Source organism: Methylobacterium sp. Gmos1, from assembly GCF_053764715.1.
Genome location: NZ_JBSNCC010000005.1, coordinates 376,923 through 390,029 on the forward strand (window position 1 = coordinate 376,923; position 13,107 = coordinate 390,029).

Consider the following 13,107-nt stretch of genomic DNA (forward strand, 5'->3'; position numbering starts at 1 on the left):
CGGATCATCCTCGCCCGCGCATCGCCCGGATCGGGTCGAGCATCCAGTCGATCAGCCGGCGCCGCTCGACCACGATGTCGGCCGAGAGGGTCGAGCCGATGCGGATCGGCTCGTCGGTGCCGTAGGCGCGCATGGTGCGCGACTCGGGCCGCACCTCGACCCGGTAGACGGATTGGCGCGCCGCCGCCGCGGCGCCGGCAGCCTCGCCCGTGCCGTCGTCGGCGGAGGCGACCATCGGGTTGCGCAAGGGCGTGCCGGAAATCACCGTGATCGTCCCCTTGGCGATGCCGAAGGTCTTGAACGGGAAGGCGTCGTACTTGAGCACCACCTCCTGGCCGACCTTGGCAAGCCCGATGGCGCGGGCCGGCACCTCGAGCACGACCAGCGGATCGGCCTTCGTGTCGCCGAGGATCGCCACCACCTGGTCGGCGGTCACCGAATCGCCGGGCTGGACGTAGAGACCGGCGACCTCGCCGTCGGTCGGCGCCACCACGTCAATGCGCGACTGGGCGCCGAGCGCGGTGATCTGGGCCTCGATGGCGCTCAACTCGTTGCGGGTGCTGGCTAGCTGGGCCGCCTTCTCGGTGTCGCCGGTGCGTTGCGCCCGCAGGCGCTCGGAGGTGCTCTGGCGCAATTCGGCCCGGCGGGCGCGCAATTCGGCGATCTGGCGGGCGTAGTCGAGGGCGGCGCGGCGCTGGCCGTTGAGGGTCTCGCGGGTGGCGTAGCCCTGCTTGAGATAGGCCTCGACGCGGGCGACCATCTCCTCCTGCTGGGCCAAGCCCTCCTTGAGGGTGCGCTCCTGCTCGTCGAGGGCGCGCAGGACCGCCGTGACGTTGCGCTCGGTGTCGGTGCGGTCGCCGCGGGTCGAATCGAGGTAGGCCGAGAGGCGCGCCTGCTCGGCCGACAGGCTGGTGCGCCGCTCCTGGAGGCTGCGCAAGGTCGCCCCGACGGTCGAGACGCCGCCCGTCGTCTGCTCGCGCAGCTGCACCTGCATCAGGCGCTGGCCGCGGGTGACGGTGTCGCCCTGGCGGACGGCGATCTCCCGGACGATGCCGGCGGCCTGGGCGTCGAGGCGGGTGAGGCCCGAGGCGGCCGAGACGTAGCCGCGCACCGATTCGGAGCGGGCGAGGCGGCCGAGGAACAAGCTGCCCACGATGACGACGATGATGGCGCCGAAGAACCACGCCATCCACACGCTGCCGCGGTCGTGCTGGAGGTGGACGCTGCCGGTGAGCCGCCGGCGCTGGAAACTGGCCTCCGCGGGGGGAGGCGCCGCGGGTTCGCTCATCGACCATCCGCTCGCGAGACGTCACGCCGCGAGGGCGTGCGGCGCCTCCCCGCCTGCCGGAGAGTTGTCGGACACCGTGACAGAGGAGGGTAAATAATCGGCGAGCATCGGCCAGAGATGCCACTGCTCCGGCCGGGCGGCGATGGCGGCCTGGATGTGCCGGCGCATGATGCCGGCGACGTGCGCCCGCTCCTCGGACGCGGTCCCGCGCACCTCGAAGGGCCGGCCGAGGGTGATCGTGTCGCCGTGGTCGTCCATGGTGGTGGCGAGCGGCACCACGGTGGCGCCGGTGAGGCGCGCGAGGGTGTCGGTGCCGAAGGCGAAGCGGAAGGGCAGCCCGAACATCGGCATCTCGGCCGGCGCGCCGTAGGACGCGTCGAGGTCGCAGAACGTCACGATCACCGCCCCCTTCTGGGCGTAGCGCACCGCGGACAGGAAGTCGGCCCGGTTGCCGACGGTCAGGAAGCGCATGTCGGCGCCGGTCTCGCGCAGGCGCTCGATCACCTCGGTCTCCATCGCCATGTCGTCGCGCTGACGCAGGACCAGCATCGGCCGGCCGGGGAAGTGGCGCAGCATCAGGGCGGCGAGGCCGAGCACGTAGGCGCCCATGTGGAGGGGGGCGAGGATCACCGGCCGCCCGGTGGCGGCGACGCGCTCCATCACCTCCGGGTCGGCGACCCGCACCCGCTCGATGTCGCGCCGGATCGCCGCGATCGGGCGCCTGTGCAGGGCGCACCACTCGATCTCGGAGGCGATGTCGTGGTGGGCGGCCTGGCGCGAGCGGCGCAGGGCCTCGCGGCGCGGCAGGCGTAGGACGCTCTCGAAGGTCGCCGAAAAGCCGTCGCCCTTGTCGCCGGAGAGGACGCGGCGTCCCGCGACGAGGGCGCGCAGGGCCCGCCGGCGCCAGACGAGCGGCAGGCTCGCCAGTTGCGCGTAAGTCCAGGGGATGTGCGGGGCCGTACTCATCAGGCTCTCGTCCTTCTCAAGCATAAGCCCCGCACGGGTCCGGCGTCAGCCGATCAGCACTTCTTCGACTTGGCGCTGCCGCAGGAGGGGGCCGGCGGCGGGCAGACCGGGGCCGGCGGGGGGCAGCAGGGGGCGCAGATCGTGCCGCCGGCGACGGTGCCGAGGGTGGCGAGGTCGAGCTTCTTCAAGATGGTCTCTCCTGTACGGTGTGTTGCGTGAGGTCAGGCTGCCGCGGAGGCGATCAGCACTTCTTCGACTTGGAGCTGCCGCAGGTCGGGGCCGGGGCGCAGACCGCGACCGAGACGGACACGCCGCAGAGGGTGCCGCCGGCGACGGTGCCGAGGGTCTTGAGGTCGAGCTTCTTCATGATGGTCTCTCCTGTCCGTTGTTGGGTTCGTGAGGTCAGGCTGCCGCCGAGGCGATCAGCACTTCTTCGACTTGGAGCTGCCGCAGGACGGGGCCGGCGGCGGGCAGACCGGAGCCGGCGGGGGGCAGCAGGGGGCGCAGATCGTGCCGCCGGCGACGGTGCCGAGGGTGGCGAGGTCGAGCTTCTTCATGATGATCTCTCCTGTACGTCTCGGATTGCGCAAGATCAGGCTGTCGCGGAGGCGATCAGCACTTCTTAGACTTGGAGCTGCCGCAGGAAGGGGCCGGCGGCGGGCAGACCGGAGCGGGCGGCGGGCAGACGGGGGCGCAGATCGTGCCGCCAGCGACAGTACCGAGGGTCTTCAGGTCGAGAGTCTTCATCTGGTCTTCCTCAAGTCCGGGACCGGCCTCGCGTCCCGTTCGCAGTCTTGAGATGCCAGATGTTTCAAAACGTGTCGAGACGCGTGCTCGAACACTTGACGGGTCATTAACCAAAGCGCTTCCGGAAAGCGGATGATTGACAAAGCCTTACGCAGCGACTGCGGAAACTGCGTAGGTAATTTCGCTGGGGAAGGCCTGTGCATGACGGGCTGCAAAGGCCCGCGATCCGTTGCGGCAGGACGATGCGACTGCGGACCGATGCTTCCGGAGAACGTCTCGATCAAGAAGAGCGGCGTTCAGGCATAATCCTGCCCCTCCTGCACGCGTCCGTTCATCTCCCGATGGTAACCGACGTCGTCTGAAAGGTGACGCCGGAACGGGTGAAGGCCTGCGGAGACAACCATCCGGCTCGTCATGGGAGACAGACGAAGCAAGTTCAGGGAAGCGGCGCGGAAGACCTTCGGAAGTTTCATTTCGCAATGCGGATATGCCGGATCCGGGCGCGTCAGGCGACGAGGCGCGGTGGCTCGGCCCGCAGCAGCATGCCGAAGAGGTCGCGCGGATCGTCCGGATCGGCCAGCAGGTCGAGGTCCTCGTAGTAGGGATGCTCGGCGAGGAGGTCGCGCACCGTGCGCAGCGCGGAAAAATCCTCGATCGCGAAGCCGACGGAGTCGAACACCGTGACCTGGCGCGCATCCGCCCGCCCGGGCGCCTCGCCGGCGAGGACCCGCCACAGCTCGGTCACCGGATGGTCCGGCGCCAGCTGCTGGATCTCGCCCTCGATGCGGGTCTGCGGCTCGTACTCGACGAACAGGGCGGCGCGGCGCAGGATCTCCGGCGCCAGCTCGGTCTTGCCCGGGCAGTCGCCGCCGACGGCGTTGATGTGCATCCCCTCCCCGACCAGGTTGTCGCCGAGGATCACGGCGTTGCGCTTGTCCGCCGTCACCGTGGTGACGATGTCGGCGCCGTGCACGGCCTCGGCGGTGCTGGCGCAGGTGGTCAGGTCGAAGCCGAAGCGCGCGAGGTTGCGCCGGCACTTGGCGGTCGCCGCCGGGTCGATGTCGTGGAGGCGCAACGTATCGACCCCGAGGAGCGCCCGGAAGGCCAGGGCCTGGAACTCGGCCTGCGCCCCGTTGCCGATCAGGGCCATGGTGCGCGAGCCCGGCCGCGCGAGGGCCCGCGCCGCCAGCGCCGAGGTGGCGGCGGTGCGCAACGCCGTGAGCAGGGTCATCTCGGTGATCAGCACCGGGTAGCCGTTGCCGACATCGGCCAGCACCCCGAAGGCGGTGACGGTCTGGCGCCCGCCGGCGGCGTTCTTCGGGTGGCCGTTGACGTACTTGAAGCCGTAGGTGTGGCCGTCGCTCGTCGGCATCAGCTCGATGACGCCGTCCGTGCTGTGGGCGGCGATCCGGGGCGTCTTGTGGAAGGCGTCCCATCGCGAAAAATCCTCCGCGATGGCCGAGGCGAGGCGGGTGAGCAGCGCCTCGATGCCGACGGCGTGGACGAGGCGCATCATGTTGTCGACGCTGACGAAGGGGACGACGTTGAGGGCCGGCATCTAGAAGCTCCGTGTCGGTCGGTCGAGGATGCGGCGGCCGAAGAGGCTGGCGGCAAGATCCGTCATCAGGAGGGCGGTGCGGCCGCGCTCGTCGAGGAAGGGGTTGAGCTCGACGAGGTCGAGGCTGCGCACCAGGCCGGAATCGTGCAGCAGCTCCATGATCAGGTGGGCCTCCCGGAAGGTGGCCCCGCCCGGCACCGTGGTGCCGACGCCGGGCGCGATGCCGGGATCGAGGAAGTCGACGTCGAGGCTGACATGGAGCAGGCCGTCCGCGGACGCGACCTCGCGCAGGAAGTCGCGCAAGGGCGCAACGATGCCGGTCTCGTCGATGTCGCGCATGTCGTGCACCCGGGCGCCACTCTCCGTCAGTGCCCCGCGCTCCGCCGGATCGACGCTGCGCAGGCCGAACATGCAGATCCGGGCCGGATCGAGCGCGGCGCGCAGGGGCGGGAAGTAGCTGGAGAAGCCCGGACGCCCAGTGAGGTAGGCCAGCGGCACGCCGTGCAGGTTGCCGCTCGTCGTCGTGTCGAGGGTGTGGAGGTCGGCATGCGCGTCGAGCCAGAGCAGGAACAGCGGCCGCCCCTCGTCCTCCGCCCGCCGCGCCATGCCCGCCACGGTGCCGGCCGAGAGGCTGTGGTCGCCGCCGAGGAAGATCGGCCGCGCCTCGGCGCTGTGCCGGAAGGCGGCCTCGGTCAGCGCCAGCGTCCAGCCCGCCGTCTCGGCGAGGTGGTGGATGGCGCGGTTCGGATGCGCCGGCACGGCGAAGGGCACGGGCGCGACCGTGCCCGCATCCTCGACGGGCAGGCCGAGGTCGCAGATCGCCTCGGGCAGGCCCGCCGCGCGGTAGGCGCTCGGCCCCATGTCGCAGCCGAGCCGGTCGGTACCCGACTGCACCGGCGCCCCGACCAGGACGCATCTCTCCGGGTGTCTGCCTGCCACTCGCCCGCTCCCGCTCGACCAGGCTCGACGGTAGCAAGCGTCCGCGTCACTCTGAACACGGGGAGCTGGTCAATTTTTCAAGGGTATCGCGCATTCTGGCAAGCCACACTGCGCAGAGTGCCGGAATGGATACCCTCGACCAGAGTCTCATCACCCTCCTGCGGCACGATTGCCGGCGCCCGGTCTCGGAACTGGCGCTGCTCCTGAAGGTGTCGCGCGCCACCGTGCGGGCGCGGCTCGACCGGCTCGAGCGCGACGGCGAGATCGTCGGCTACACGGTGGTCCTGCGCGCCGACGCGATGCCGGCGGCGGTGCGGGCGATCACGCTCATCGCGGTCGAGGGGCGCAAGGCCGGCGACGTGATCGACGCGCTCAAGGGATTTGCCGAGATCACCGCGGTCCACACGACGGTCGGCACCTGGGACATCGTCGTGGAGGTCGCCGCCGGCAGCCTGCCGGAACTCGACGAGATGCTGCGCCGGGTGCGCCTGGTGCCGGGCGTGACCACCTCGGAGACGCACCTGCTGTTGTCGACGCCGCGCAGCGCGCGGGCGCGGTTGTAGGACCGCCCGGGGGCCTGCGGGCGCCCGGTGCGGCCGGGCGCCCGCGAGACTCAGCCGATGGCTTCGGCCACCGCCAGCCCGCAGGCCGCCGTGTCGGCGTTGCCGCCGAGGTCGCGGGTGCGGAGCGTCCGCTCGGCGAGCACGCGCTCGATGCCGGCGACGATCTCGGCCGCGGCCTCCTTCTCCCCGAGATGCTCCAGCATCATCGCGCCGGACCAGATCTGGCCGATCGGGTTGGCGATCCCCTGGCCGGCGATGTCGGGGGCCGAGCCGTGGACGGGCTCGAACAGCGACGGGAAGTCCCGGTCCGGGTTGATGTTGCCCGACGGCGCGATGCCGATCGTGCCGGTGCAGGCCGGGCCGAGGTCCGACAGGATGTCGCCGAAGAGGTTGGAGGCCACCACCACGTCGAACCAGTCCGGATGCAGCACGAAGTGCGCGGTCAGGATGTCGATGTGGTACTTGTCCCAGGCGACGTCGGGATAGTGGCGCGCCATCTCCTGCACCCGCTCGTCCCAGTACGGCATGGTGATCGAGATGCCGTTCGACTTGGTGGCCGAGGTCAGGTGCTTCTTCGGCCGGCTGCTCGCCAGCTCGAAGGCGAATTTCAGCACCCGGTCGGTGCCGCGGCGGGTGAAGATCGATTCCTGCACGGCGAATTCGCGGTCGGTGCCCTGGAACATGCGGCCGCCGACCGAGGAATACTCGCCCTCGGTGTTCTCGCGCACGACCCAGAAGTCGATGTCGCCGGGCTTGCGGCCGGCGAGCGGGCTCGGCACGCCGGGCATCAGGCGGACCGGGCGCAGGTTGATGTACTGGTCGAACTCGCGCCGGAACAGGATCAGGGAATTCCACAGCGAGACGTGGTCGGGGATCTTCTCCGGCCAGCCGACGGCGCCGAAGAAGATCGCGTCGTGCCCGCCGATCTGCGCCTTCCAGTCCTCCGGCATCATGCGGCCGTGCTTGGCGTAGTAGTCGTAGGACGAGAAGTCGAACCAGTCCTGCTGCAGCGTGAAGCCGTGGCGCTTGGCCGCCTGCTCCAGCACGCGCACCCCCTCCGGCACCGTCTCCTTGCCGATGCCGTCCCCGGGGATCACGGCGATGCGGTAGGTGCGCTGGGCTGACGGCATGGGTGTCTCCTCCTGTTTATGGTGCTCCCCGCCTCGCGCATCCGGCATTCGGGGTCAATGGGAGCGGCAATACCCCTGGCTCATGCCACCTCCCCCACGCTCGCCCGGCGCTGGCGGTCGAGCTCGTCGCTGTAGCGCTTGAGGGTGTGCTTCTCGCTCAGGATGCCGATCACCCGGGCGGCCTCGCGGCTCTCGACCACCGCCAGCGCCTCGCTCTCGGCCTTGTCGAACAGGGCGACCGCCTCCTTGGCGTTCATCTGCGGCACCAGCACCTGGTCGCGGTAGCGCAGGAGATCCGCGACCCGGGTCTCGGCGGCCTTGTCGTCGATCGGCGCGGCGTGGGCCTCGGCGACGAGCACGATGCCGGCATAGAGCCCGGCCTCGTCGACGGCGACGACCTGGGTGCCGGAGCCGAGCGGGAAGGCGCGCCGGAACGCCGCGAGCGTGGTGTCGCTGCGCACCGTGCGCACCTCGCGCCGCATCAGCTGGCCCACCGTCAGGGTGCGGATCCAGCCGACGTCGTGGGCGCTGCGGATCGATTCGCCGCGCAAGTGGAAGCGCCAGGTCGCGAAGGAGTAGCCGAAGGTCTTGCGCACGGTGAGCGAGGAGGCGATCACCGCGACCAGCACTAGGCTGGCGATGGGGAAGTCGCCCGTCACCTCCAGCGCCAGGAAGGTCATCGTCATCGGCCCGCCGATCACCGCGACGGCGAGCGCGCTCATCCCCACCACCGCGTAGGTCACCGGCGGCAGCACCATGGCGACGAGCGGCGGGGCGAGCATCACGAAGATCTTGCCGGCGAGCGCGCCGAGGAACAGCGAGGCGAAAAAGAGCCCGCCGCGGAAGCCCGTGCCGATCGAGATCGCCGAGGCGAGCGCCTTGGCGAGGAAGACCAGGATCAGCCCCGCCGCGCCCACCGCCGCGCCGTCCTCCGACAGGTTGAGGTGAAGCGCGCCGTGCCCGGCCGAGAGCACCTGCGGCGTCGCGACGAGCGCCAGCGCCCCGACCGCGAGGCCGCCCAGCACCGGGCGGGCGAGCGGGGGCAGCCTCGTGCGGCGCACCCCCTCCTCCACCAGCGTCACGCCCTGCATGATGAGGATGCCGAGCCCGGCGCAGATCAGCCCGAGGCCGAGCGTCGGCAGGTAGTCGGTCGGGCCGACCGCCGGGGTCGCCCCGAGGGTGATGACCGTCTGGTGCCCGAGGAGCGCGCGCGACACGAAGGCGCCGGCAAGCGCCGCGGTGACGACCGGGGTCAGCGACCCGATGGCGTAGGTGCCGATGATGAGCTCGAAGGCGTAGAAGGCGCCGGTCAGCGGCGCCCCGAACGCCGCCGCGATGGCGGCGGCGGCCGCGCAGCCGACCAGCACCCGCATGTCGTTGCGGCGCAGCTCGAAGCTCAGGCCCAGCCGCGAGGCGACGCCGCCGGAGATCTGGGTGTAGCCGGCCTCCAGCCCGACCGAGGCGCCGCAGCCGTTCGAGATCAGGTTCTGCACCGCGACCAGCACCGAATCCCGCAGCGAGAGGCGGCCGCCATGGAGCGCGTTGGCCTCGATCGGGTCGATCACCGGGCTGCCGGGCACCCGCCGGATCCGGCTCCCGAGCCAGATCACCAGGCCCAGCAGCGCGCCGCCGAGCGCCGGCACGCCGATGGCCACGAGCGGCGGCACGCGGGCCGTCGCGCTCAGGCGCTCGTCGAGGTCGAGACCGAACAGCCATTCGTGGGCGGCTTGCGCCGCCCAGCCCATGGCGCTGACGAGCCCCCCCGACACGCAGCCGACGAGGGCCGCGAGCAGGATCAGGCCGATCTCGCCGCCGCGCACCCAGGCGCGCAAGCCGCCGGGCGCCAGCACGAGGGCGCTCTCCGTGAGGGAGCGGCGGACCGTCTCGGATTTCGGCGTCATCGCGTCGGGGCGGGCTCTCGAGGGGAAGGGCGGGCGCCGGCAGCGGTTTAGGGCGTGGAAGCCGGCCGGTCGATCGGGATTCCGGCGGTAGCCGGCGCAGTTTCCCGCCTTCCGGTGCGAAAGCCGCCGATCGGCGCTTGCCACGACGCTCCGGCCGGACTACACAGCCCCCCGTCGCGAGCCGCCATAGCTCAGTTGGTTAGAGCGCTAGATTGTGGATCTAGAGGTCCCCCGTTCGAGCCGGGGTGGCGGTACCACGACACCGACGGGATCGAGGCCCGGGTGCAACGCACCACAGATAGGCCGAGCGACCCGGACCAATCCTTTCAAATTTGTTAAAGCATAGACGGCTCTGTCCGTGCACATCTCTTCCCGGAACGAGGGGAGGACGGTGTGCAGCGCTACTTCTTCGATCTGAGCGCCGGTGCCTGGCAGTGCCGGGACGATATCGGGCTGATCCTGTGCAGCCAGGACGAGATCCGCGGCGAGGCGACCCGGACGGCGATCGCGTTCGCCGGTGCCGGCTTGCCCGGCGCCGACCTCTCCGACCTGAAGGTGCGGGTGCGCGACCGGGCGGGCGAGGCCGTCATGACGGTGAGCCTCGCCCTCACCGTGCGCGGGGCGGAGGAGGAGCCGGTGCGGCTGCCCGCGCGGACGGCCCGGCCGCGGATGGCGCGGGCGGCCTGACGGTCCCCTGCCCCGCCGCGAGCCGGCGGTTCAGGAGACCCGCGGCGGCGAGCCCGAGCAGGGCGCCGCCGGCACTCGCCGCGAAGTCGACGAACTGCGCGGTACGGCCCGGCACCCAGATCTGCCCGATCTCGAGGAGGCCCGCGAGCAGGCCGAGGCCGAGGGCGAGCCGCCGGGCCGGCGCGCGGGGGAATCCGAGGCCGAGGAGGCCGGCCGTGCCCGCATAGGCGGCGAGGTGCTCCAGCTGGCCGGCGGCGCCGGTGCGCAGCTCCCAGTCCTTCGGGATCCAGGACAGCCAGACCAGCACCGGCAGGCAGGCGAGCCCCGCCAGCCCGGCGGAGCGCCGCCACAAGTCCGGCGCGCCCGGTCCCGTCGTGCCCTGCCCCATCGCGCCCAGCCCCATCGCGCCCAGCCCCATGCCGCGTCTCCTCGCGCCCGCTCGGGGCCGTGCCGATCGTCCACCGGCTGGGTCGGCCGGGCAAGCGCACCATCCGGCGAAAGCCCCGCCCAATCGGCGTCGGCCGATGGCGGTAGGGCGGAACGATCGCTCCTGCGGCGCGATACCCGGGAGCCGAGCCGGAGGCGCCCGATGACCGACCCAGCCGAGACGCCCAGCGACTCCGGGCCCGCCCGGGACGAGGAGGCGTTCCACATCCCCGACGACCTCGCACGGGCGCTGACCGAGTTCGCCGCCGTGGAGCAGGTATCCCGCGGCGAGGCGATCTGTCTTGTCCTGCGGGAATACCTGCGGGCGAAGGGCTACCTGAAGGGCTCGCCCCCCGCCTGAACCTTCGCGGTCCGGCCTTCGGTCAGGCGGCGCCGCGCAGCTGGATCTCCAGGCGGCCGACATCCTCGGTCAGCCGCTCGACGGTGCGGCGCGCCTCGCCATCCTCGGGGGACGCCCGGAGGGCGTCGCTCGCTGCCGCAAGAGATTCGCGCTTGGCCTGAAGCGCGTAGGCGATCTGGGCCCTGGCCATCTCGGGCGTGCGGTCGGCCATGTCGATCCTCCTCTCCTGTCGTCTCTGGTTCTCTTCCGATGCCGGACGGCGCAGCGCAGCCGGCGGCTGCCGGAGCAACGCGGCCGGCGCTGCCGGGATGCCGCCGCGAGCCCGGCTGCGACGATTCGGACGCGCGGCGCAGGCCCCCGCGAGGAGAGCCTGCGCCGTCGTCGGGATCGGATCGCAGGGCCGGCGTCAGCAGTCGTTGGCCTGCTGCGCGGCGGTCTTCTCGCCCTTCGACTGTCGGCTGACATCGGCCGGCGAGGTCGCGTTCTGCGAGCCGACATTCTGCATCGCCCCGACCGTGCCGGGCGACTCGGCCTTCGCGCCGGGCGTGACCGAGGCGGTGGCGGGCGGATCGACGTTCGAGCTCCTGTCCATCGTCCGCGCGGCCTGCCCGGGCGCGCAGGGACCGGCGGCCGCCCCGAGCGTCCCGGCGAGCAGGATCAGTCCGGCACCGAGCGCGGTAAAACGGGTCATCGCGTTTCCTCCGAGGGTTGTTGTGCCGGCTAGAACCGTCCCCATGCGGGCGCGGTTCCTGCTCCGGCGCCTTCCCCATTGGGCTGCGGCGCGCAGGGCGCGCACCCGCGAACGCGCCGATCCGAAACCGGATTTCGAAACCCTGAGCGGGGTACCGCGGCGCGATCCATTTCGGTTGCGCGCGAAACCGAAAAAACCGCTTGCGTTTTGTGCGTCGCACGCTAGATTGTGCATTGCACGGTCGCGATGGCGTCGCGGCCTTGCTGCCCTTCTTGGGCGTTTCCTCCCTAGACTTCGGGCCGCTCGCAAGAGCGGCCTTTTTTCTTGGTGCCTGGATCGGGAGCCGATGGCCGGTGCGAGTCGGGCGACGCGGCCGAGGCGTGTTCGCCAACGCGAAAAGGGGCCGCGCGGTGCAGCCCCTCGACGGTGAGGTGTCGTGATGCGGGTCGGCGGGCGCCTCAGCTCGGCAGCATCCCGGCCGGCCGCGACTGGGCGTAGAGGCTCGCCCCCGCATCCGCCCCGACGACCCGCACCAGGGCGGCCTCGTCGCAGGTGCCGGCGATGCGCAGGCCGAGCCGGTGCAGGTGGTCCTTGTCGGTGCAGTAGGCCGCCAGCCGCGCCCGTCCGGTCTCCGGCATGCGCGCGACCAGGGCGTCCACGTCGTCCTCGCTGGCGCGATGCAGGACGGCCAGCAGCTCGAGCGGGATCGGATAGCGCGCGAACGCCGTGGGCAGCGGGCGGGTCTGAGCTTGCGGCATGGATCACCTCGGTGCGGTCAGCTTCGTCCGAGCTTCCGACGAACATGGTTAGCGATCGGTTAAGCCCCCAGCGAATACTCGCCCGGTGCATTGCCGAAGCGGAAAGTGCCGAATGCCGCTGGTCCTTCACGGCCGTCGGGCGCGGCGAGACGTCGCGACGATCAGCACATCGCAGCGATGGGGACGGCGGCGACGCTCCGTTACGGCGTCACACCTCAGTACGGCGGGGTCGGACGTCCGGCGATGATCCGCAGAACGTATGGAGCGAACGTTCATGCAAATGATTGTAGTGGTCATTCCGTACCGATGGACGGGCCGGACCGAGCTGTGATGAACGAAGAGACCGGCCCGGAACCTGCCCCTGCCGAAGCCGTGCGCCGCAGCCTCGACGGCTGCCTGCGCGCCCCCGCATTCCGGCGGTCGCAGAAGCTGGCCGCCTTCCTGAGCTACATCGTCGAGGAGGAGCTGTCGGGGCGCGGCGAGGCGATCAAGGCCTACACCATCGCCACCCAGGCCCTCGGCCGGGCCGACAGCTTCGATCCGAGCAACGATCCGAGCGTGCGGGTCGAGGCCGGCCGCCTGCGCCGCGTCCTCGACGAGGTCTATGCCGACGAGGGCCGGTACTGGCCGGTGCGGATCCAGGTGCCGGTTGGCGCCTACCGGCCGAGCTTCGAACTCCAGGATTTCACGCAGAAGGACGTCCGGCCCGCGGAGTTCGAACCTGTCGCGCGCGAGCCCGAAGGGGGGGGCCGGCCGGTGGGGAGGCTCCCCGGCCCGGGCTCCGTTCCGCCGGGGCCGACGACCGCCCGGTCGATGCGGGTGGTCCTCACGCAGATCCTGGCCTTGTTCGACACGCGCGGACAGGCCGTGCTGGCCCTGATCCTCGCCGTCATCGCTTTCCTGCTCGTCGTCGAGGTCGCGCTCCAGATCTATGTCCTCACCCGCTCTTGAGCGCGACGATGCTCCGGCCTAGAGCGTGTTATGAACTGATTATTGTACGTTCGATTTTGCTGAGCATATCGCAGACGAAGGCAACCATGTGGAGGCCCGCCAATGTGCTGGCGTAGCGCTCGTAATCCTTGACCAGCCGGC

General features: G+C 71.2%; 17 protein-coding genes, 1 tRNA gene and 1 pseudogene. 5 read left to right on the forward strand and 14 right to left on the reverse strand.

Annotated elements, in window-relative coordinates; all coding sequences use genetic code 11:
• Positions 1-4: 4 nt before the first annotated feature.
• From ACS5PV_RS13685 to rocF, 7 genes are all read right to left on the reverse strand, one after another.
• Positions 5-1,288 carry an HlyD family secretion protein gene (locus ACS5PV_RS13685; RefSeq protein WP_455395863.1) on the reverse strand — a complete coding sequence of 428 codons (1,284 nt, stop codon included), beginning with the start codon at positions 1,286-1,288 and terminating at the stop codon, positions 5-7.
• Positions 1,289-1,309: 21 nt separating this feature from the next.
• Positions 1,310-2,254, reverse strand: coding sequence for an LpxL/LpxP family acyltransferase (locus ACS5PV_RS13690; protein ID WP_455395864.1), 945 nt, complete (start codon positions 2,252-2,254; stop codon positions 1,310-1,312).
• Positions 2,255-2,307: 53 nt separating this feature from the next.
• Positions 2,308-2,442 carry a hypothetical protein gene (locus ACS5PV_RS13695; RefSeq protein WP_455395865.1) on the reverse strand — a complete coding sequence of 45 codons (135 nt, stop codon included), beginning with the start codon at positions 2,440-2,442 and terminating at the stop codon, positions 2,308-2,310.
• Positions 2,443-2,495: 53 nt separating this feature from the next.
• On the reverse strand, positions 2,496-2,621 hold the full coding sequence (locus ACS5PV_RS13700; protein WP_455395866.1) for a hypothetical protein: 126 nt from the start codon (positions 2,619-2,621) through the stop codon (positions 2,496-2,498).
• Between the two features lie 55 nt (positions 2,622-2,676).
• Positions 2,677-2,811 carry a hypothetical protein gene (locus tag ACS5PV_RS13705; RefSeq protein WP_455395867.1) on the reverse strand — a complete coding sequence of 45 codons (135 nt, stop codon included), beginning with the start codon at positions 2,809-2,811 and terminating at the stop codon, positions 2,677-2,679.
• 695 nt (positions 2,812-3,506) lie between these two features.
• Positions 3,507-4,559, reverse strand: a complete 1,053-nt coding sequence (locus ACS5PV_RS13710; protein ID WP_455395868.1) for an ornithine cyclodeaminase — start codon at positions 4,557-4,559, stop codon at positions 3,507-3,509.
• Positions 4,560-5,498, reverse strand: coding sequence for an arginase (rocF, locus tag ACS5PV_RS13715; protein ID WP_455395869.1), 939 nt, complete (start codon positions 5,496-5,498; stop codon positions 4,560-4,562).
• A 125-nt stretch (positions 5,499-5,623) separates the two neighbouring features.
• Between rocF and ACS5PV_RS13720 the strand changes: the two genes are divergently transcribed.
• Complete coding sequence (locus tag ACS5PV_RS13720) at positions 5,624-6,061, forward strand: Lrp/AsnC family transcriptional regulator (RefSeq protein ID WP_455395870.1); 438 nt, start codon at positions 5,624-5,626, stop codon at positions 6,059-6,061.
• Between the two features lie 50 nt (positions 6,062-6,111).
• Here ACS5PV_RS13720 and ACS5PV_RS13725 read toward each other — a convergent pair whose 3' ends face one another.
• A complete protein-coding gene (locus ACS5PV_RS13725; protein ID WP_455395871.1) occupies positions 6,112-7,191 on the reverse strand; it encodes a tartrate dehydrogenase in 1,080 nt (359 codons plus the stop codon).
• Positions 7,192-7,271: 80 nt separating this feature from the next.
• Positions 7,272-9,092 (reverse strand): chloride channel protein, encoded by a 1,821-nt coding sequence (locus ACS5PV_RS13730; protein WP_455395872.1) that lies wholly within the window; start codon positions 9,090-9,092, stop codon positions 7,272-7,274.
• 180 nt (positions 9,093-9,272) lie between these two features.
• On the opposite strand from ACS5PV_RS13730, the gene ACS5PV_RS13735 reads away from it, so the two are divergent.
• Positions 9,273-9,349, forward strand: a tRNA-His gene (locus ACS5PV_RS13735).
• Positions 9,350-9,485: 136 nt separating this feature from the next.
• Complete coding sequence (locus ACS5PV_RS13740; RefSeq protein ID WP_455395873.1) at positions 9,486-9,779, forward strand: DUF6894 family protein; 294 nt, start codon at positions 9,486-9,488, stop codon at positions 9,777-9,779.
• On the opposite strand, the gene ACS5PV_RS13745 is transcribed toward ACS5PV_RS13740, so the two are convergent.
• Positions 9,700-10,197, reverse strand: a complete 498-nt coding sequence (locus ACS5PV_RS13745; RefSeq protein WP_455395874.1) for a hypothetical protein — start codon at positions 10,195-10,197, stop codon at positions 9,700-9,702. The two genes, ACS5PV_RS13740 and ACS5PV_RS13745, sit on opposite strands and share 80 nt — an antisense overlap.
• A gap of 171 nt (positions 10,198-10,368) precedes the next feature.
• Here ACS5PV_RS13745 and ACS5PV_RS13750 point away from each other — a divergent pair, with 171 nt between their 5' ends.
• The gene (locus ACS5PV_RS13750) at positions 10,369-10,566 is read left to right on the forward strand and encodes a ribbon-helix-helix domain-containing protein (RefSeq protein ID WP_455395875.1); all 198 of its coding nucleotides are present in this window, start codon (positions 10,369-10,371) and stop codon (positions 10,564-10,566) included.
• Positions 10,567-10,588: 22 nt separating this feature from the next.
• On the opposite strand, the gene ACS5PV_RS13755 is transcribed toward ACS5PV_RS13750, so the two are convergent.
• From ACS5PV_RS13755 to ACS5PV_RS13765, 3 genes are all read right to left on the reverse strand, one after another.
• Positions 10,589-10,777: a hypothetical protein gene (locus ACS5PV_RS13755; RefSeq protein ID WP_455395876.1), complete on the reverse strand. Its 189-nt coding sequence runs from the start codon at positions 10,775-10,777 to the stop codon at positions 10,589-10,591.
• Positions 10,778-10,972: 195 nt separating this feature from the next.
• Positions 10,973-11,257 (reverse strand): hypothetical protein, encoded by a 285-nt coding sequence (locus tag ACS5PV_RS13760; protein WP_455395877.1) that lies wholly within the window; start codon positions 11,255-11,257, stop codon positions 10,973-10,975.
• 458 nt (positions 11,258-11,715) lie between these two features.
• Complete coding sequence (locus tag ACS5PV_RS13765) at positions 11,716-12,015, reverse strand: hypothetical protein (protein ID WP_455395878.1); 300 nt, start codon at positions 12,013-12,015, stop codon at positions 11,716-11,718.
• A gap of 330 nt (positions 12,016-12,345) precedes the next feature.
• Between ACS5PV_RS13765 and ACS5PV_RS13770 the strand changes: the two genes are divergently transcribed.
• The gene (locus ACS5PV_RS13770) at positions 12,346-12,966 is read left to right on the forward strand and encodes a hypothetical protein (protein ID WP_455395879.1); all 621 of its coding nucleotides are present in this window, start codon (positions 12,346-12,348) and stop codon (positions 12,964-12,966) included.
• A gap of 28 nt (positions 12,967-12,994) precedes the next feature.
• On the opposite strand, the pseudogene ACS5PV_RS13775 reads toward ACS5PV_RS13770, so the two are convergent.
• Positions 12,995-13,107: pseudogene (locus ACS5PV_RS13775) on the reverse strand (IS5/IS1182 family transposase); the annotation flags it as partial.

Bases quoted from the DNA above. Each gene is read 5' to 3' on its own strand.
- ACS5PV_RS13760 (WP_455395877.1), bottom strand. From the start codon at position 11,257: ATGACCCGTTTTACCGCGCTCGGTGCCGGACTGATCCTGCTCGCCGGG.
- ACS5PV_RS13755 (WP_455395876.1), bottom strand. From the start codon at position 10,777: ATGGCCGACCGCACGCCCGAGATGGCCAGGGCCCAGATCGCCTACGCG.
- ACS5PV_RS13705 (WP_455395867.1), bottom strand. From the start codon at position 2,811: ATGAAGAAGCTCGACCTCGCCACCCTCGGCACCGTCGCCGGCGGCACG.
- ACS5PV_RS13720 (WP_455395870.1), top strand. From the start codon at position 5,624: ATGGATACCCTCGACCAGAGTCTCATCACCCTCCTGCGGCACGATTGC.
- ACS5PV_RS13770 (WP_455395879.1), top strand. From the start codon at position 12,346: ATGAACGAAGAGACCGGCCCGGAACCTGCCCCTGCCGAAGCCGTGCGC.
- ACS5PV_RS13690 (WP_455395864.1), bottom strand. From the start codon at position 2,254: ATGAGTACGGCCCCGCACATCCCCTGGACTTACGCGCAACTGGCGAGC.
- ACS5PV_RS13750 (WP_455395875.1), top strand. From the start codon at position 10,369: ATGACCGACCCAGCCGAGACGCCCAGCGACTCCGGGCCCGCCCGGGAC.
- ACS5PV_RS13725 (WP_455395871.1), bottom strand. From the start codon at position 7,191: ATGCCGTCAGCCCAGCGCACCTACCGCATCGCCGTGATCCCCGGGGAC.
- ACS5PV_RS13685 (WP_455395863.1), bottom strand. From the start codon at position 1,288: ATGAGCGAACCCGCGGCGCCTCCCCCCGCGGAGGCCAGTTTCCAGCGC.
- ACS5PV_RS13700 (WP_455395866.1), bottom strand. From the start codon at position 2,621: ATGAAGAAGCTCGACCTCAAGACCCTCGGCACCGTCGCCGGCGGCACC.
- ACS5PV_RS13765 (WP_455395878.1), bottom strand. From the start codon at position 12,015: ATGCCGCAAGCTCAGACCCGCCCGCTGCCCACGGCGTTCGCGCGCTAT.
- ACS5PV_RS13745 (WP_455395874.1), bottom strand. From the start codon at position 10,197: ATGGGGCTGGGCGCGATGGGGCTGGGCGCGATGGGGCAGGGCACGACG.
- ACS5PV_RS13730 (WP_455395872.1), bottom strand. From the start codon at position 9,092: ATGACGCCGAAATCCGAGACGGTCCGCCGCTCCCTCACGGAGAGCGCC.
- ACS5PV_RS13710 (WP_455395868.1), bottom strand. From the start codon at position 4,559: ATGCCGGCCCTCAACGTCGTCCCCTTCGTCAGCGTCGACAACATGATG.